Below are 19,025 nucleotides of genomic sequence, written 5' to 3'. Positions count from 1 at the left end.
TTCAAACGCCTTTCTTATACGAACGTCAGGGGATTGCGCTTACAGTTGGTCAATGGGTTTCGATGATAGAAGGATGCCGATGCGACCGTCCGTTGTGCTCGACATGAAGCGAGACGGGGTGCGCGAAGTGGTCGGTCACTTCCGAACAGCGAATCCGCGCATTCTCGGACCGGTGCTGCATGGCACGGACCGGATTGGCAGCGACCTTGATCTGCTGGTCGATGTGCTGCCCGGTGCCGCGCACCGTCGGACTTAGGCAATCTGGAAGAAGAGCGGAGATTGCTGCTCCGCGTTGACGTCGATTTGCTGACACCTGGCGATCTGCCGCCGAGGTTGCGGGCCAAGGTCCTCGCGAAAGCACAACCGGTGTGAATGAGAACCCCCTGCCCGATTATTTCGACCACATCCAGTCGGCTGTGCCATCTTGTACCTGATCGTTATCGGTAAGGGCACCACGAAGGTGATGGATAGCACCTCCTATCGAAATCAGCAAAACGTTCTCGATGCACTTCGCAAGAGCAAACTTCGCGCTACACACCCAAAGCGACCTCCGTTGCGAGCCCTTCAGGCGTAAAGCTGGAAGTCGTTGCTGTCTCGGCCAAGCAGTTGCATCAGCTTGGGATGGATGAAGAGCTTTTCCTTGCCAAACGGCATTTCGCGTAGCACCCCCAGGCTGACCAGATCATGCAGGTAGCGCGAAGCGGCCTGACGTTGGGCAATCCCTTTGTCCACCAGATTTCCGATGCGGCAATACGGTTGCTCAAAGATGACATCCACCAGTTCGCGGGTATAGATCTTGGGCAAGCGCGTACGCACGTGCTCGGTGGTGTGTTCAGCCAGCCCGCGAATGGCTGCGATCTTGCCCGTGGTCCATCTGGACGTATCTGCGACGGCCTGCAACATGAAAAGCAGCCAGGGTTCCCATGCGCCGTCACGCGTGACACTGAGCAACAAGCGATAGTAGTCGGTCTTGTTGGCGATCACATGGCGACTCAGGTACAGGATTGGCAGGTTCAACAGCTCTTGCTGAATAAGATAGAGGATATTGAGCACACGACCGGTACGACCGTTGCCGTCAGTAAACGGGTGTATCGCCTCAAACTGGTAGTGGCCCACGGCCATGCGGATCAACGGGTCCAGATCGGTCTGATTGTGTAGAAATCGCTCCCAGTTGGCCAGCATGTCACGCAAACGCGCCTCGCCTTCGGGCGGGGTATAGACCACCTCACCCGTGCGGTCGTTGGCAAGCTGGGTGCCCGGGGTGCGGCGGATATCCATGTCCACCCCTTTGAGGGTGCGACAAACATCCACGGCGGTCGCTGTACATAACGGCCTTGTCTTGAGTGACTGAAAGCCTTGATGCAACGCGGTGCGGTAACGTAGCGCCTCTTTGGTGGCAGGATCGGCGTTCTGGTGACCGTGCGCATACTGGAACAGTTGGTCAGTGGTGGTGACGATGTTCTCAATTTCCGAGCTGTCTTTAGAGACTGTAAATATTTAACTTGGTTATTTATTGGGAATCGGCTATGCTTATCGAATGCCGAATATCTCACCAATCGCTTTGCGCTGGGAGGCGCTGAACGAGACACTCAATGAGCGTCAGAGAAGATTGTTGCTCGGCGCAGAAGCCAAAGCACTCGGTCGAGGTGGCATAGCCGAGGTGGCATCGGCCACTGGTGCATCCCGCACAACGGTAGCCGCCGGTATCAAGGAGCTCGGCTCGTTGAAAAGTATCGACGCGGCGGATGACTCTCGGTCCACGACGGCAACAGGATCGCGTCGACCGGGAGGTGGCCGCAAGCGACTCGAGACAACCGATGAGACCTTGGTTGCAGACCTTTTGGCTCTGGTCGAGCCGACCACGCGAGGTGACCCGGAGTCACCGTTGCGCTGGACATGCAAGAGTCTGCGCAATCTGGCCGATGAGCTCAAGACCAGACATCATCAGGTCAGCCATGTGGTGGTGGGCAATATATTGCGTAGCCAGAATTTTAGTCTGCAAGCAAACGCCAAGGTGCTCGAAGGCAACCAGAGTCCTGATCGAAACGCACAGTTTGAGCACATCAATGCAGCCGTGAAGATCGCACTGGATGCAAACGAACCGGTCATTTCGGTCGATACCAAAAAGAAGGAGCTGGTTGGGGCCTTCAAGAACGCGGGCCAGCGATGGCTGCCTAGAGGTCAACCCGATCAGGTCCAGGTTCATGACTTTGTCGACAAGGATCTGGGGCGCGCCAATCCGTACGGCGTTTATGACATAGGTGCTGATGAGGGTTGGGTCAGCGTGGGAACGGATCACGACACGTCGACATTTGCCGTGCAAACTATCCGGCGCTGGTGGTTCTCGATGGGCCGAGCGCGCTATCCTGAAGCCAGCCGATTGACGATCACAGCAGATGGTGGTGGCAGCAATGGCCATCGGGTTCGGCTATGGAAGTATGAGTTGAGCCAGTTAGCCAGGGAACTGGGGCTCGAGATTCACGTGCATCACTTTCCTCCCGGGACCAGCAAATGGAACAAGATTGAACACCGCTTGTTCTCGTTCATCACCATGAACTGGCGCGCGCGCCCACTGATCAGTCACGAAGTCATTGTCAATCTGATCGCCAACACACGAACCCGTAGCGGCCTGTCGGTTAAGGCCGAGCTCGATACTGCCGCGTATCCGAAGGGAATTTCTGTCACTGACGCCCAAATGGCGACGATCAAGATCGATCGAAGCGATTTCCATGGCGAATGGAATTACTGCATACGACCCTAGTCATTCGACTATATTATTTGTTAACAGTCCCTTAGCCTCCAGCAAGGGAATGGTGTTGATCAGCATCGTCTGGTTCGGAATTAACTCGGCCGCCTGCTTGAGTTCAGCCAACGCGGCACGAGCCTCGATGCAGGCCTTGAGTACGGGCCGGGTCTCCAGCTCTTGCGCTGGCGGCAGCGCTGGCAACTGGTTATGGGGTTGCTCGGGATGCCAGGCAAGCGCAATATCACTCATGATGCAAAAATATCATTTTGACGACACGTTTCCAGCTTACGTCGTTACTCGCGACACGTCAACAAGTCATGTTCTAGTTTTTCAGAAATAGCGACACGTATGAAACTCATGTCGTTCAGAGCGACATGAGTTTCATACGTGTCGCCAAATCATGATTTCAGAAACATGACAAGCACTGTCGTGGAACTGTTTACCCCCTGCAAGGATTCTTAGGAGGGCTTCTCGAACGAGTCCTTTGGAGTGACCGTTGCGCGGGCATTGATCAGCCAGCGTTCTTGATTCCACCAAGCGTAGTCTGAATACGAAAGCGGCCAGTTTTCCAGACTCTCATCCCCGCGTTGATTTGTAGATTTTTCTTCATTTATCCAGATCCGGACAAGCTGAAGATCACGACTTGCAAGTCGAACACATTGATCTTCACGAGTCATACGATCTGATGATGCCTTCAGCTTGCAGTTCATCCGCTACTGCGGTGTGATAGCAGACGCGATCGGATTGGGTTATTCGAGCCGTAGATGCCAACCCAAATGGTGAACATCCTGCTCAATGACGACGAGAGAGACTCGATTCCTGTCTTGCACAAGCCCTTCACATTACTTTTGTTGAAGGGCTCCGTTTCAGCCGTGTCAGCACAAAACCAGATGGGACGGCTCAGTCCTTCGGTTAAACCTGTGACCTGATCCAGAATAACCTGGGCCAACGCAAGAAATGAGTACAAACCTGTCGTTATGGCCTCATTTCTGGCATGATCCGGTTCATGAATTCATCAAACATGGGAACGGTGAAAGCCGTGTCTACATGATTAGGGCTCCAGATCATGCCTTTGGTGATCAAGGCGCTACGAGTTGGTGCAAGTGATGAAACGCGCGTCGACAGCATTGCGGCAATGTCACCCGACCGATGAGGGCCAACCCCAAGCTCGGCCATCGCCCGAAGGTACAATTTTTCTTTCGGGGTCAACCTGTCAAAACGCACCCGAAAAAAACTTTCATCCAGTGCTGCAATCGCAGTCAAGCTTGCTGCTTTAACATCGTCGATCACGATCGGAGACTGTTGCGCGATGCTCCAAGTGTGACTGCCCCATTGTTGCAGGAAGTATGCATACCCTTTGGTCAATGAAAGAATTTCGTCGAGCGCCTCCTCGGTAATCTGAACACCCTCGTCCTGCAGCGGCTTTTTGATCGCTAGTCTGGCCGCTTCGCTGCTCAAAGGACCGATGAACGGAAAGTCAAACAGACGTTCGGCATAGGATTTTGCATTTCCCATGCGAGCGCGCAACTGAGGCAAACCAGCGCCTATGAGTACAATCGGCAGTTGCCTCTGCTCAGAGCGATGCATTGCCGTGATCAGCGCTGCAAGCTGTTCCTCTGGAACATACTGAAGCTCATCAATAAAGATCGCTAACGCGGTCTTTCCTGCCTTCGCAGAAAGCCCCACCTGCTCAAAAAGCGCTTGCAAGTCATGCTCGAGGTCGCCGTTGTCAGCGAGCCCTGGCTCGGGGTCGTAGTCGAGTCCCACTTCGATATCCCCGAAGGTGATCTTTAATCTCCCGACAAATCCGGCCAATCCTCTAAGACCTCTGATCGCATACGCTTTGGCAGCTTCTATCTGTCTCAGCCGCAATAACGCCAGTCTCACCTGTGGGGCGAGTAGCGCAGGAAGGGACTTTCCTTCGGGTGCTTCGATACGGATGGTATGAATCCCGGCTTGCTCGGCATCGTCGCGAACGCGATCGAGCAGGACCGTCTTCCCTACGCCGCGTAATCCTGCGAGCATCGCACTCTTTGCTGAGCGACCGATGCGAGCGCGCTCTAAAGCGATTCGCAACTCTTCTCTTAGCTCATCGCGACCTGCAAGCTCAGGGGCATCCCATTACACACAACTTTAGGAATGGCGCGTAACATGCTGACTTTGTATTGAGTCGTGGATGAGTGGCGTGAGTTGGGCTGCAGAAGAGTTCAAGAACATTGACCTGGGCGACAAACGCCTGAACAAACGTACGGCTTTGCTTGCCGAGCAAATGGCAGCCAATCCGATGGCGAGCATCCCGCAAGCGTGTGGTGGCTGGGCTGAAACCCCAGGCGGCCTATCGGTTTCTGGCGCAGGATGAGATCGGATGGGAAGATATCCTTGCACCGCACTGGCAATGCGCCGAGACGCGTATGCGAGCGCATCAGGTGGTGCTATGTCTGCAAGACACCACGGAGCTAGACTTCAACGGTCAGAGCATTGGCGGGCTGGGTCCGTTGTCTTACGAGGCACAGCGAGGGATGTATCTGCATCCCACTTATGCCATCACGCCTGAGCGTGAACCACTGGGCGTGCTTGATGCCTGGATGTGGGCACGGGAGCCACGCGACGAGAGCGGCCAACGAGCAGGCGTCACCGAGAGCACGCGCTGGAGCGAAGGCTACAGTCGTGTTGCTGAGCTGGCACCCACTCTGCCCGAGACCCGGCTGGTGTATGTGGCTGATCGCGAGGCTGACATTGCTGCACTGATGGCTCAGGCGCGAGATTTGGGCCATCCGGCTGACTGGCTGATCCGCTCACAACACAACCGGGCATTACCGGAAGGTGGCAAGCTCTGGTCGACGGTGACCGGGGGCGACCCCGTAGGAGGCATCTGCTTTACGATGCCCTCGCGCCAGGGCCAGAAGGCTCGTGAAGTCCGGCAACGCATCTGGGTGCGACGCCTGATGATTGCCGATGGCAAGGGTGGTGAGATTGAGGTCAGTTGCCTGGTGGCACGCGAAGACGAGGCGCCCAAGGGTGTCAAGCCAGTCGAATGGCGATTACTCACCAACCGCGAAGTGCAAACGCTCGAGTCAGCCATTGAGTTGATTGACTGGTATCGGGCGCGATGGGAGATCGAACTGTTCTTTCATGTGTTGAAAAATGGCTGCAAGGTCGAAGCTTTGCAGCTGAGTACCGTGGATCGACTGGAGCGCGCACTGGCCTTGTTCATGGTGGTGGCCTGGCGCATTGCGAGGTTGATGCGCTTGGGCAGAACCTGCCCGGATCTGGATGCAGCCCTGCTGTTTGAAAAAGACGAATGGCAGGCCGCATACATCCTCAACAGTAAGAAAGTGCCCAAGTCACCCCCTAAGCTCAATGAGGTGATCCGCCTGATTGCCACGCTCGGCGGATTCCTGGGTCGCAAAGGTGATGGCGAACCGGGTGTTAAAACGATCTGGCTCGGATTACAGCGGGTGGTCGACTTCGCGGCCGGATTGAAATTTGCCCGGGAACTGCAGGACGAATGACTTGTGTGTAATGACATGCCCTAAGGGCGCCGCAACGCACTGGCGAGCATCGACAACACATCTGCCATCTGACGGGACACCTCTGGCGACGGTAATGGCAAACGCAAGCTCTGCCGACCGCTCTGATCACGCTCGACCCAGGGATGGCTTTTCCGGGGGTCACTAGCTGCAGTCAGTGCGGACACCAGCTCTGAACCCACCTGGGCAAACGCCTGCCAGGGGTCAGCAATCATTGTCTGACCATCCTGAAGTACTTCAGTGTCCGGGACGGCAGACTCGGGTTGTGTACTGCCGGGAATGCGCTGGCCGTCATTGCTGGCGTCATCGCCAACATCCGCGCTGGCTTTCCTGACGGTGTCGACCTCGTCTCCTGCCCTGATCGCCACATCATCCTGCACGCGCTGGCGTGCGCCATCCTCACCCGAATGGTCAGTTTCGCTTGCTGCAGCCATGACGCCCGACGCTTCTTCTTGCGGCGTCATCAGATCGGCCTGACCTGCATGACCTGCCTGAGCGGCCTGATATTTGCCCTCGGTGACTGCTTCAATATCCTTCATGAAACGATTGAGTCGGGATCCGCCAAGCGAGATCTCACCCGACGCACCATCCAGGATGCCGGCCGCCAGGGATCGTTTGAACGCCAGGCGTGAGAGCATGCCTTCTTCAATCGTGCCTTTGGAGATCAGATTGATCACCTGAATCGGTCGTTGCTGGCCCATGCGATGAATTCTTGCGATGCGTTGCTCCATCAAGGCCGGATTCCAGGGTAGATCCATGTTGACCACCGTGGTGGCGAACTGCAGGTTCATCCCTGTGGCCGCTGCATCGCTGGCCAGAAACACCCTGCATTGAGGGTCGTTCTTGAAGCGGTTGATCAAATCACCACGCTGGTCAGACGGCACCTGCCCATGGAACCGGACATAGCCGATACCCGATGCATCCAGTCGGCGTGCCAGAATCTCCTGCGTGCCCAGCCACTGGCTGAACACAACCGCTTTGGTATCGTCCGATTCAAACAGGCGCTCAAAGATCTGGGTGAGTTCGTCAGCCTTGACGCCGTGATCGCTCGCATCGTCAAGCAGATAGGTGCTCACACAGGCCATGCGCATGTTCTGCAAAGCCGACATCAAGCGGCGCTGATCCGTGTCGGTGAGAAACCGCAGCTTGCGCCAGCGATGCACGATGCGATTGACGACGTTCTCGTTCTCCTGGTGACAGGCCATCTGCGCCTCGGTCATCGGTACAAGCAGATTGGTGTCTGTGCGTTCGGGCAACTGGGTCAGTACCTCTGCTTTAAGACGGCGAATCATGATCGGCGCCAGGGTCTGACCAATCCGCTCGAGGCCTGTGTAACCAGTCACACGCCCCGCTTCGTCCCTGACCTGGTGCTCGTTGAGCAACTTCCATGTCGGACCCAGTCGATGCTGATCCACGAACTGGACGATCGAGATCAGTTCTTCGAGTTTGTTCTCCAGCGGTGTGCCGGTGAGCACCACAGCATATGGGCTGTCGATGCGTTTAAGGGATCGGGCTGCGAGCGTGTTCCAGTTCTTGATCCGCTGCGCCTCGTCAACGATCACCAGATCAGGCGACCACTGGGTGATCAGGTCCTGATCGAGCTTGAGTTTTTCGTAGTTGGTGATCTTGTACAGATCCTCGATCGGGTACTCCTGTTCCCGGCGGGTCCGCGCACCAGACATGACCCGTATGCCACCGGCAGACAGTCCAGGATCCCGGCCAGTGAGGCGGGCAATCTCGCTTTGCCACTGATAGGCAAGCGAGGTGGGACAGATCACCAGAACCTTCAGTGCACCAAAGTGCCTGATCAGGATCTCCGCCGCGGCGATGGCCTGGATGGTTTTGCCAAGACCCATTTCATCACCGATCAGTGCCCTTCCTGCCCGCACCGCAAAAAGTGCCCCTTCAGCCTGATACGGATACAGCGGGACCTTGAGCAATTTGCGCAGGCGAGCGTCGTTCGGGCCATCTGGAAACAGCTTTTGCAGTTGCTCCTGACGACGTCTGGCGTCACGCTGCCCCGCCAGAAAATCCAGTGCATCGTCATAAACCCGTAAGTCATGTTCGGCCTGGGTCGCAAGCGCCATGAAACGTTCAAGATCCCTGATCTCGATGTCACGCATCCGTCCATCGGCCTGCTCATCAAATAGGACTGCAGCGAGCTTGCGAATGACATCGGGACAATCGGTTCCCGCCCGAAAATGCACCGCCCGCTGACTGCTTAGAGCGGTCGCGTGGCGAAGATAGATCTCTGAGAATGGCGGATGGTATCCACGGGCAAACGCCGTCTTTGCGCCGCGCTTTTTCTGGAGAGAAAAGAGGGTGAACTCGATGTGCTTGCAGGTCCCGAGTTCGTTGGTGGCGTAGTCCGGACAGGCGCAATAGTTATCACCAGGGTTCAAGCCTCGAATGACCACCCGATACGCACTGCCAGAATCCGGATTGCTGACTTTGAACTCGGAGAAAAACGGTTCATGCCCGACATTCTGTAACCCGAAATCCTGCTCCCGGCCAAACTGACGACGCAATCCGCGCTGCCATTCCTCCCTGGAAAGGTTCTCCGGGGCGTGACTGCGCAACAGGCGAGGTTCCTTGGCAGCCTCCTTTCTGACCGCGGCTTTCTTTGCAGCTGATTTCTTTGCAGCTGATTTCTTTGCTGTTGCCTTCTTCGCTGGCTTTTTGCCACGAACCGGGTTTCCAGGCAAGGACGAATCCGCCGACTTCATGGAACCAGCGGTCCTGTCTGCGTTGGCTGTGGCCTTGTCTGCAGGCCTCGCTGCAGGATTCATTGCCGTCTTCACAACACTCTTCAAAGTCGCGCGACCAACCTTGGTTGAGCTCTTGCTGGCTGTTCTGGATGATTTGACAGATGCCTTTGCGGTCGATTCTTTTGTCACGTTCGATTCTTTCTCCACAATCATTTCCTGGCGGTATGTCTGGGCAGTATGCATCAGTATGGCAAACTGCCTGGTGTTACTGGGCACAAACGTCAGGGGCCATCTTCGGGCGAGACTCACCTTCGTAGACCGACCGTGGATCCATTCTACTTGCATGAATCGCCGCACCGTCAGTGTCTCTCAGTTAGTGTCTCTCAGTTGGTGTCTCTCAGTTAGTGCCCCTGGTTAGTGACCCCCAGAACGAATGATCTGCTGTGGCGGTCGTCGACTACTTTCTGATAGCAGTCAGTGATCTGACTTTACCACTCGGTCATGTTGTTGCACATGCGAGTTATGTTCGCAAACCCTAATTCCAGAGATTGGTTTTACCGATTAATCTTAGTTTGCATTGCTGGCATCGCAACGGACTGAGATCTGGAGAATGCACAGCGCCCGTCGTTTGCAAGGCACCCCATTTGACGGTATACACATGAGGAGACAACGTGCCACTCGATCTGCTTCCACTCGCACTGGTGGATGGCGTCGCCTACGCCAGCCTGCTGTTTCTGGTATCCATGGGTCTGACGCTGGTCTTCGGGGTGATGGGCATCCTGAATGTTGCACACGGCGCATTCTATGCGTTTGGTGGCTACACAGCCGCCACGCTGGTGGCCTACTTTGCCACCCGGACCGAGTCGCCTGTGCTCCTGCTCGGGGTCTTGTTTCTCGCTGCAATCATCGTCGGACTGGTGCTCGGCTCCTTGATGGAGTTCATCCTGATCCGGCGTGCTCACGCCTATGACCCGATCCTGAAGCTCCTGATCACGTTTGGCGGATTTCTGGTGCTCGAAGATGTACTGCGCATGATCTGGGGGGTGCAACCCTACAGCGCCAGCGAGGTGGTCGGCCGTCTGGGCAACATCGAACTCGGCGGAATTTACTACACCACTTACCAGATCGTGGTCGTCCCGGTGACCGCTCTGGTCGCATATCTCGCACTGGAATACTTTCTGCGTTACACACGACTAGGCAAGCAGACCGTGGCCACCACACATAACCGTGAGGTGGCCACGGCACTGGGCATTAATACCAAAAAAATCGGTCTGGTCACCTTTGTGATTGCCACGTTTCTCGGGGCTCTGGGGGGTGCACTGGCCTCACCCACCACGTCGTTGGTACCGGGTGCCGGCACCGACATGATCGTGCTGTCGTTTGCTGTGGTGGCCACAGCAGGTCTTGGACAGATCTCAGGTGCCCTGCTGGCTGCCCTGCTGATCGGCATCATGCGATCGATCTCGGTCTATATGGCACCAGAGATCGAGGTCGCGGTGCCTTACATCATCATGGTGCTGGTGCTCATCATCCGTCCGCATGGTCTGTTCACGGTTGCCCAGGCGAGGACCATCTGATGAGACTCTATCTCCTGAGCACTGTCTGTGCCCTGGTCGCACTCTGGGCCGGCACTGCCTTCACCTGGTTGACCACACCCATCATCTTCGGGTTGACGTACGCAATAGCCGCGCTGGGCGTGTCAGTGATGGTTCGGGCCGGACAGGTCTCGTTCGGTCACGCCATGTACGCCTGTATTTCAGCTTATGTGGTGGCCTTCATTGCCCGTGCCTATCCCGGTACTGATGCACTGGTCCTTATCCTGGCGGGCGTGGTCGCAGCCACGTTGACATCGGCCCTCATCGGCCTGTTCATGGTGCGCTACCGCGGCATTTTTTTCGGGATGCTGAACCTGGCCTTCAGCATGGTGCTGTTCGCCCTTCTGAGCAAGCTCTACCACATCACGGGCGGCACGGACGGGATCAACATCACCCGGCCACCGCTGGCAGGCGTCGCAATGAACCGCGACACCTACGAGCAGTGGCTACTCATCATGAGCCTCGCACTGTCGCTGTTTCTGGCGGTCTGGGTACAGCGTTACTTCCGTTCCGGTAGCGGTCAGGCACTCTCGGCCATCAAGACCAACGAGACGCGCCTGGAGTATCTGGGGTTTTCTGCTTACTTCATCATGTGGAAGGGTTACGTCTTCTCCGGATTGATTGTGGGATTTTCGGGTGCGATGCTGGCCCTTCTGCAAGGCCTGGTCACCCCCGAGATCGGACTCTGGCTGCGCTCTGGCGAGTACGTATTTATCGTGATTCTGGGTGGGGCTGCCCATGCCGCCGGAGCGTTTCTGGGCGCTGCTGTGTTCGAGACAGTCAAGCTCATGTCCTCAGCCTACTTTCCGGATCTGTGGCAACTGTTCCTGGGCCTGTCCCTCATCATTGTCATCTTTCTGGTGCCCAACGGGATTGTAGGCAAGTTCATTGAATACAACCGCGAGAAGTCACGGAGGAAGATCTGATGCAGCCCCTGGTCAAGACCACCGACCTTTATCTCGCGTTTGGCGGCGTCGTTGCTGCAGACCACATCGACTTCGAACTACACCAGGGCGAACGACTGGCGGTCATCGGCCAGAATGGTGCGGGTAAAACCACCTTTATCAACATCTGCACCGGTTACCTCAAACCCCAGACGGGCAAGGTGTATTTCGATGGGCGCGACATCACTCAGATGAAACCGCGCCAGATCGTGCGACTCGGTCTGGGTCGTTCGTTTCAGTTACCACAGCTCTTTACCGAGCACACGGTGCGCGAATGCATCGAGCTGGCCGCAGCCAGACGCAATGCCGAACTGAGCTGGTTTCGCAGTCTGGAGAGCACGGTTGACCGCAAGGACGTCGACGACACGCTCGAACTGGTCGGGCTTTCAGACGTCAGCCGGGAACGCTCATCGGACCTGCCTGAGGGCAAACGCAAGTTGCTGGACGTCGGCATGGCACTTGCCCTGCGTCCGAAGTTGCTCATCATGGATGAGCCCACCAGTGGCGTAGCCTCCGAAGAAAAGCACCCGCTCATGAAGACCGTCATGCACGCCCTGGAGGAAAGAAAGGTCACCAGCTGGTTCGTCGAACACGATGTCGATATTGTGGCTGAGTACGCATCCAGAGTGGCTGCGTGGATTGACGGGCGGATCGCAGCGGACGGCCCACCAGACGAAGTGCTGGAGAACCCGCAAATCAAAAGCGACGTGCTGGGGGTGTAAGCGATGCTGACCATTGAAAAACTCAACGTGGACCTCGCCTCCAACCGGATTCTCAGAGACGTCTCGGCACAGTTTGATGACGCGCGCACGATTGGCATTGTCGGGCGCAATGGCGCCGGAAAAACCACCCTCTTGCGCTCGATCATGGGACTGGTCAAAGCCCGCTCGGGCAGTATCCGGTTTGATGACAGGGAGCTCATCGACCTGCCTGGTCATGTGCGAGCCGAACTGAATTTCGGCTACGCACCCGAAGACCGCGTGATCTTCCCGACCATGAGTGTCGAGCAGAACCTGCGACTGCCATGCGAAGTACAAGGACAGTCCGCTCAAGAGATCACCGAACGTCTGCAAACCGTGCTCAAGGTGGTTCCGCAGATCGAACCCATGCTCGCCAGATCAGGTTCTGCGCTCTCAGGTGGTCAGGGCAAGATGGTGGCACTGGGCCGGGCCATCATGGTTGGTACCCGCGTGTTGATGCTGGACGAACCGTTTCAGGGCCTGGCACCCAAGCTCAGTCAGGAGTATGCCCTGGCACTCGGACGCCTGAAGGAACTACAGCCCGATCTCTGCGTGGTCATCACTGAATCGAACGTCAAGCTTCTCGGGAGTATTCCGGACCAGATCTGGACCATCGAAAGAGGATCACTGACATTGAACACCTGAAATGTCTGGCAGGGTCAGCAATGCAGGGCCAGCGATGCGGGGCCAGCAGTGCAGGACACCGGATTAAATCAGAATAAGGAGATCAGCAATGCGTATTCAGGCGGCGATTGTTCGGGAGATGGGACTGCCCATGCCCTACGCCCAATCCCGGCCGGTCGAGATCACTGAAGTCGAGCTCGACAGTCCCGGATTCGGAGAAGTACTGGTGCAGATGAAAGCCGCCGGACTGTGTCATTCCGACCTGTCCGTCATCAATGGCGATCGCCCCAGAGCCCTGCCGATGGTACTCGGACACGAATCGTCGGGTGAGGTGGTTGAGGTCGGACCCGGTGTGCATGACTTAAAGCCTGGCGACCACGTGGTGATGGTGTTTGTACCTAGTTGCGGTCAGTGCGAGCCTTGCATGCAGGCCCGCCCTGCCCTGTGTGAACCCGGTGCCTACGCCAATAGCCAGGGCACCTTGCTCGGTGGCGATCGGCGATTGCACATCGGCAACACCTACTTGAATCACCACACCGGGGTCTCCTGCTTTGCAGACCATGCTGTGGTGTCACGTCGCTCGTGCGTCAAGATCAATGTTGAACTTACGCATCGCGAAGCGGCGCTTTTTGGATGTGCCGTCCTGACCGGTGCGGGTGCTGTCATCAACCGAGCCCGTATCCGTCTGGGTGATACAGCGGCGATCATCGGACTCGGTGGTGTCGGACTGAGTGCGCTCATAGCAGCCGTCGGCGCAGGTGCCAGACGGGTCGTCGCCGTCGACTTGTCCGATGAGAAACTGGCACTCGCCCGGCAACTGGGTGCCACCCACACCGTCAACCCAAAGAACGTGCAGACCGATCAGGATCTGATTGATCAGGCCGGGGGTCAGGTGGACTACGGGTTTGACATGGCAGGCGCCGTCCCGGCGTTCGAGACCGCGTATCGCCTCACGCGCAGAGGCGGGGCCACCATTACCTCAGGTTTGCCCAATCCGCAATCCCGGTTCTCGCTCTCGCTCTCCCAGCTTGTGGGTGAAGAGCGAGAAATCCGCGGCAGTTATCTGGGTTCAGGGGTCCCTGCTATCGATATCAACCGCTACATCGAGCTTTACAAGGAAGGTCGACTGCCCGTAGACAGAATGATGGGACAGAGTTTCACGCTGGATCAAATCAACGAAGGATTCGATCACCTGGCTTCCGGTAGCAGTCTTCGGGATGCGATTGTGTTTTAGGGTTCGGCCCGAGTGAAGTCAGTCAGTAGCACACCAATAAAGTCACTCAGTCACTCAGTCACTCAGTCAAGCCATTGCAGTATTTTTAACCGCTGGTTCTTTACGCACAATAACGAGGAGACACTTATGATGAAACAGAAACTGGCCAGACTGCTCGGAGCAGCCGTTCTGGCTGCCTCGGGCGCATCGGTTGCATCGGTGGCGCTTGCGGCCGACAAGCCTGACGAACTCAAGGTCGGCATTACCACTTACCTGTCCGGGCCTGCATCGGTCTTTGGCGTTCCGGCTCGCGACGGAGCTGACATCCTGATCGAAGAGATCAATGCCCAGGGCGGAATTGGCGGAGTCAAAGTGGTCCCGACCTATATCGATGAAGGGGGTGGTGGCGAAAAGCTGCTCTCGGAATACCGTCGTCTGGTCGACAATGGCACCGATGTGATGCTGGCATCCATCTCCAGTGGTCACTGCAACATCGTGGCACCAGTGGCAGAAGACCTCAAAGTCCTCAACATCCTGTGGGACTGCGGCACCCAGAATGCGCTTGAAGGCAAGGACTATCAGTACGTGGTTCGGACCGAGGCCAATGCCACCATCGAGATGCTGGCTCAGGTGCTTTACCTGCTCAAGGTCAATCCGGATTTCAAGACGATCGCGATCGTGAACCAGGATTACGCCTGGGGACGTGATTCGCGCGACCTCTTTCTGGCTGGTCTGAAGCGCTTTCGGCCGGACGTCAAAGTCGTGGCGGAAATGTTCCCGAAGTTCGGGGCAGCCGACTTTTCGACAGAAATCAGCCGTCTGCAGGCACTGCGTCCGGATGTGATTCTGACCACCTCATGGGGCGGTGATCTGGACAACTTCGTGCGTCAGGCTAATCAGCGCAGACTCTTTGACAACTCGCAGTTCGTGCTGTCACTGGGCGAGAGCTCCCTGGAGCGGCTGGGTGACTCCTTGCCTGAAGGTGTGATCATCGGCGCACGGGGGGATCACTACTTCCAGCATCCGGAAACCAAGGATGATCCAGCCCACCAGGCCTTTGTGAAGAAGTTCAGAGAAAAGACCGGTTCTTATCCGATCTACTCGGTCTACCACATGGCCCAGGCGCTGAATGGTCTCAAGGCTGGTTACGAGAAAGCCATGGCCGACAATGGTGGTAACTGGCCAACCAAAGAACAGGTGGCCAAAGCCATGCACGACATCAAGTTCAAGGGTTTCGGGCGCGAAGTCGTGATTGATCGCTCTGACGGCCAGGCAGTCGAAGCCCAGCTTTTTGGGGTGACAAAGGCCAGTGATCAGTACCCCTTCAAAGTGCTGGACAACATGATGATCATCCCGGGCAACCTGGTTCTGCCGCCGGTGGGCAAAAACTCGCTGGAGTGGATCGAGAAGGAGTTCAACCCCGACGTCATCAATGATCCAGGCATCGTGAGCTTCAAGTGACACACTTGCCAAGCTGAGTAGCACTTACAAACACGGACAACCGCGGCACTCAGGCAATATCCGGGGGTCACCCGGCACGCAGTCACCTGAAGCGCCGCGGCAATACAAACCTCCCCACGGCGAAAGCCGGGGGTTCCATAAGCGTTGATTTGTTCTCATTGCGCGAGGCCGCAAAAGGTTTTCCGGTCCTTGCCGTCTTTAGACGGGTTCGTCGTGACTCACAACGACCGGTTCGATGTTTTCACCGAACGTCATCTCATTCGAACGCCAGTCTCACGATCGAACCACTCCGAGTCGCAGCAGTGCCTGAGTACGGCAACACCTTCGAAGAGGTGTCGCTGTTCGCCGCCTGGCGCTGCACATACAACCCCGAAATCGCTACGGACTCACCAGGGATTCACCGCGGAGTCGTCGCTCATTCGGTCCCGCAAGGAGATTGATCGAAGCCTGTTTATCATGGCGACTGACCCTCAACCGACTTATCGTCCATGACTGAACGAATGACTTGAACCACTGAACTGGCTAGTTCAGAATCCGACAATGTCCGACAATGCGGGGTAGGCTTTCCTGAGTTTCCCGGATACCGACCAGTTGTTCTGAAAGACAGAACGAATGATTCGGGCAGCGTCCAGCATCCGGTCACCTGCAGCCGACTGATACGAACCACAGCCGCCCTGAGTGTGCACTGACCCGGTTCCCTCACCCCAGAGCGAAATCAAAAGCCACCATCACCAGGACACCCAGACCCATCGCGATCCACACCGCCAGGCCACCCCGGGCAGCCAGTGTTGCCGGAATCACCTGACAGGTCACGACATACAACATGGCCGCCCCCGCAAAGGCGAGTGCAGCCGGATAGATCCACATCGCCCACGTTGCATTGCCGACGATCGCCACAGCCAGCACAGCGCCTACAGGCTCAAGCAAGGCGCCCACACACGCAATCACGACCGCCATGATCATGGAGGAGCCCGCCGAGACCAGCGCCAGCGCGACCGCAACACCCTCTGGCAGATTCTGTATCGCAATCGCTGCCACGACTGGCAAGCCAATCGCAAGGTCTCCTTGAGCCAGCGATGCACCAACCGCCATCCCTTCAGGAATGTTATGCAAGGCAATCACGGTGACAAACAACTTCACCCGATCGCGAACGCTCAGGGAATTACGCTCACTACCTGACCCGGAAGTCGCGGGCGATGCCAGTTCGCGGTGTTGTCCGATCGTGGCTGACACGATCTTTGAAAGCGCCCAGATCAGAAACAGTCCTACACAGAATCCACCCCAGACGATTCCGACACCTGACCGGACCCCATACAGTTTGATCGCTGTTTCCACACCCGGCATCAGGAGCGACAGCATCGCCGCGCACAGCATCATGCCAGCCGCAAAGCTCAGAACGATGTTCTCATGGGTCAGAACGGCTCCACGCAACCTGGATCCGTACGAATCAACCTGGGAAACATTCTGCTCCCACCTGTCTGGCTCGTCTAATGCCTGAGCAGACGCGCGCACCCTCACCCACTGCAGGACGAGCACTGCAAACAGGGCACCGAGTGCAGTAAAGACAACACCAACTGTGCCACCAGCGAGTGCCCATCTTGCAAACTGCTGATCAGGCGATGTGACCCAGACAAACAGCTCAGACACCACAACCATCAGCCCACCAAAGACAATGGCAAGACCTGTCAGCAGCTTTAGCCATGGAAATCTGGCGTGGCGCATCGGCGCTGCAGCAGCTGTGTGATGCGTACCGGCTTGGTGCTCAATACCGGTAGAAGCGGGCTGACAGGAGCGGGTTTGACCAGAAGGGATGAATACGTCAGGCATGTCGCGTCCTTTCGAATGAAAGAGAGACTGAAAAGTGAAATGGAAATGAGCACCTGGATACCGTCTATCAGTACGGCACAGCAAGCCGAAGCCAGTGCTCAGTGAGTGCAGTGAGCACAGTGGGTGCAGTGAGGGGGTTTGGTGTGCGGCGTACTGTGTACGGTTAGGCGCTAAACGTTGAATCGCCGAACTTGACTGCCCGATGCCAGGCGTTCGAGACAAAAGTGCAGAACAAAAGCATCTCGCCCTTCATCTGCTGTCAGGGCTGACTCGACGGGACGCAGCAAGACAAGTACGGGGAAACGCTGGGAAGCAAATCGAACCCAGGGGAACTGAAGGGCATCGGTGGGGGTTGAGTGGATCAGGAGACTGTAGCGATTCAGGGAACCTGGGTACAGGGGTACAGGGGTACAGGGCAATCCATTGTGGATCTAGATCGAGTTTGCATTCGGCCAGCGCCAGACCGCAAACAGTTCAGGCATTCGCCCAAAGCCACGACACACACCAGTCACATCCATCTCAGTTGCGCCAGGCAACAGGCGGACCCGGAAAACAGTGTCGAGACCTCTTCTCGATACACGCTGCTTCAGGTTCACGCTAGTGCTGATGCCGCACGGACTGGAGTTGCACGGACGGTGTGATGGTGTGATGTGGGCGTCGCTGGTCAGACAGCTTGCCAGACAATTTGCCAGGGTTTGATCGCACTACCCTGCGCATTACTACCGTCTTGATGCTTGCAGATTGTGAGACAGCACAATGGTTGCCTCCCAGTCTGCAAGCAGTCAGTCATGAGTCGAGAGAAGATTGCAAACGAACGCAATCAACAGTCTGACTGGCTTCAGTCACGGTATGACTTGTCGCGTCTGTCGAGCATGCGCAGCATTGCGGGCCACTCCATCAGACCATACGGACGACGGGTCTCGGGCTTGTAGAGATGCACGGTCTTCTCTACGACAGCCGGATCCGGCATGTTCAGCTCCGTGTTGCACGACATGGCATCGACCTGCGCCTTGCAGGCCATTTCCAGCCAGTACATCTTGTTGAATGCCTCGGCCACATTGGGTGCTGCGACCAGCAAGCCGTGGTTACGCAGGATCATGGCATCACCCTGCCCCAGATCGGCCACCAGGCGTGCTCGCTCATCCAGATCGACAGCCGGACCTTCGTAGTCGTGATAAGTGATGCTCCCACAAAAGCGCATGGCCGTCTGGGTCAGTGGCAACAAACCACACTTGAGCGCAGAGACTGCCATGCCTGCTCTGGAGTGTGTGTGAATCACACAACCGACATCGTGACGGGCGCCGTGCACCGCACTGTGAATGACGTACCCGGCCCGGTTCACACCGTAGTCCTCGTTCGGGTTCAGAATCACATCCCCCTCGAGATTGATGGTGATGAGGCTCGACGCAGTGACCTCTTCGTACATGAATCCGAACGGATTGATCAGGATTCGCTCCTCATCTCCCGGCACACGCAAGGTGATATGGTTGTAGACCAGGTCACTCATGCCAAACATCGGCATCAGACGGTAGCACGCGGCCAGATCGACGCGGGCCTGCCACTCTGCCTCGGAAACCATGGAGCGTACATCTTCCAGTACGACGTTATTCATTGGTGCATTCATGTCATCCTCTCAA

General features: G+C 56.7%; 13 protein-coding genes and 2 pseudogenes. 9 read left to right on the top strand and 6 right to left on the bottom strand.

Translation table 11 applies throughout. The annotated features are described in order from the left end of the window. Nucleotides 1–79: 79 nt before the first annotated feature. Nucleotides 80–372, top strand: a pseudogene (locus DBV39_RS03905) (nucleotidyltransferase family protein). Nucleotides 373–564: 192 nt separating this feature from the next. On the opposite strand, the gene DBV39_RS03900 reads toward DBV39_RS03905, so the two are convergent. Next, nucleotides 565–1,278, bottom strand: coding sequence for a Fic family protein (locus DBV39_RS03900; protein WP_322348738.1), 714 nt, complete (start codon nucleotides 1,276–1,278; stop codon nucleotides 565–567). A 259-nt stretch (nucleotides 1,279–1,537) separates the two neighbouring features. Here DBV39_RS03900 and DBV39_RS03895 point away from each other — a divergent pair, with 259 nt between their 5' ends. After that, nucleotides 1,538–2,761, top strand: a complete 1,224-nt coding sequence (locus DBV39_RS03895; RefSeq protein ID WP_108619906.1) for an ISAzo13 family transposase — start codon at nucleotides 1,538–1,540, stop codon at nucleotides 2,759–2,761. On the opposite strand, the gene DBV39_RS03890 is transcribed toward DBV39_RS03895, so the two are convergent. Beyond that, entirely contained in the window at nucleotides 2,762–2,995 is a 234-nt protein-coding gene (locus DBV39_RS03890; RefSeq protein WP_407669226.1) for a Fic/DOC family N-terminal domain-containing protein, read from the bottom strand. Between the two features lie 726 nt (nucleotides 2,996–3,721). Beyond that, nucleotides 3,722–4,822 (bottom strand): ATP-binding protein, encoded by a 1,101-nt coding sequence (locus tag DBV39_RS03875; protein WP_108620428.1) that lies wholly within the window; start codon nucleotides 4,820–4,822, stop codon nucleotides 3,722–3,724. A gap of 100 nt (nucleotides 4,823–4,922) precedes the next feature. Here DBV39_RS03875 and DBV39_RS03870 point away from each other — a divergent pair. Then, nucleotides 4,923–6,258 (top strand): annotated as a pseudogene (locus DBV39_RS03870) (IS4 family transposase). Between the two features lie 20 nt (nucleotides 6,259–6,278). On the opposite strand, the gene DBV39_RS03865 reads toward DBV39_RS03870, so the two are convergent. Continuing rightward, nucleotides 6,279–9,329, bottom strand: coding sequence for a DEAD/DEAH box helicase (locus DBV39_RS03865; RefSeq protein ID WP_227870802.1), 3,051 nt, complete (start codon nucleotides 9,327–9,329; stop codon nucleotides 6,279–6,281). A gap of 326 nt (nucleotides 9,330–9,655) precedes the next feature. Here DBV39_RS03865 and DBV39_RS03860 point away from each other — a divergent pair, with 326 nt between their 5' ends. From DBV39_RS03860 to DBV39_RS03835, 6 genes are all read left to right on the top strand, one after another. Next, nucleotides 9,656–10,561, top strand: coding sequence for a branched-chain amino acid ABC transporter permease (locus DBV39_RS03860; protein WP_108620427.1), 906 nt, complete (start codon nucleotides 9,656–9,658; stop codon nucleotides 10,559–10,561). Further along, on the top strand, nucleotides 10,561–11,505 hold the full coding sequence (locus DBV39_RS03855) for a branched-chain amino acid ABC transporter permease (protein ID WP_108620426.1): 945 nt from the start codon (nucleotides 10,561–10,563) through the stop codon (nucleotides 11,503–11,505). The genes DBV39_RS03860 and DBV39_RS03855 overlap by 1 nt, the downstream gene beginning before the upstream one ends. Beyond that, nucleotides 11,505–12,245 (top strand): ABC transporter ATP-binding protein, encoded by a 741-nt coding sequence (locus DBV39_RS03850; protein WP_108620425.1) that lies wholly within the window; start codon nucleotides 11,505–11,507, stop codon nucleotides 12,243–12,245. The genes DBV39_RS03855 and DBV39_RS03850 overlap by 1 nt, the downstream gene beginning before the upstream one ends. 3 nt (nucleotides 12,246–12,248) lie before the next feature. Next, the gene (locus tag DBV39_RS03845) at nucleotides 12,249–12,908 is read left to right on the top strand and encodes an ABC transporter ATP-binding protein (RefSeq protein WP_108620424.1); all 660 of its coding nucleotides are present in this window, start codon (nucleotides 12,249–12,251) and stop codon (nucleotides 12,906–12,908) included. Between the two features lie 88 nt (nucleotides 12,909–12,996). Then, nucleotides 12,997–14,121 carry a zinc-dependent alcohol dehydrogenase family protein gene (locus DBV39_RS03840; RefSeq protein WP_108620423.1) on the top strand — a complete coding sequence of 375 codons (1,125 nt, stop codon included), beginning with the start codon at nucleotides 12,997–12,999 and terminating at the stop codon, nucleotides 14,119–14,121. Between the two features lie 126 nt (nucleotides 14,122–14,247). Continuing rightward, the gene (locus DBV39_RS03835; RefSeq protein WP_108620422.1) at nucleotides 14,248–15,561 is read left to right on the top strand and encodes an ABC transporter substrate-binding protein; all 1,314 of its coding nucleotides are present in this window, start codon (nucleotides 14,248–14,250) and stop codon (nucleotides 15,559–15,561) included. Between the two features lie 699 nt (nucleotides 15,562–16,260). Here DBV39_RS03835 and DBV39_RS03830 read toward each other — a convergent pair. Both DBV39_RS03830 and DBV39_RS03825 read right to left on the bottom strand, forming a co-directional pair. Further along, nucleotides 16,261–17,388, bottom strand: coding sequence for a ZIP family metal transporter (locus DBV39_RS03830; RefSeq protein ID WP_108620421.1), 1,128 nt, complete (start codon nucleotides 17,386–17,388; stop codon nucleotides 16,261–16,263). An 838-nt stretch (nucleotides 17,389–18,226) separates the two neighbouring features. Further along, a complete protein-coding gene (locus DBV39_RS03825; RefSeq protein ID WP_227870801.1) occupies nucleotides 18,227–19,012 on the bottom strand; it encodes a class II aldolase/adducin family protein in 786 nt (261 codons plus the stop codon). Nucleotides 19,013–19,025 lie beyond the last annotated feature (13 nt).

Origin of the sequence: Orrella marina, from assembly GCF_003058465.1 — a bacterium.
Taxonomy (GTDB): domain Bacteria; phylum Pseudomonadota; class Gammaproteobacteria; order Burkholderiales; family Burkholderiaceae_B; genus Algicoccus; species Algicoccus marinus.
This window is presented reverse-complemented; position numbering and strand designations above follow the sequence as displayed.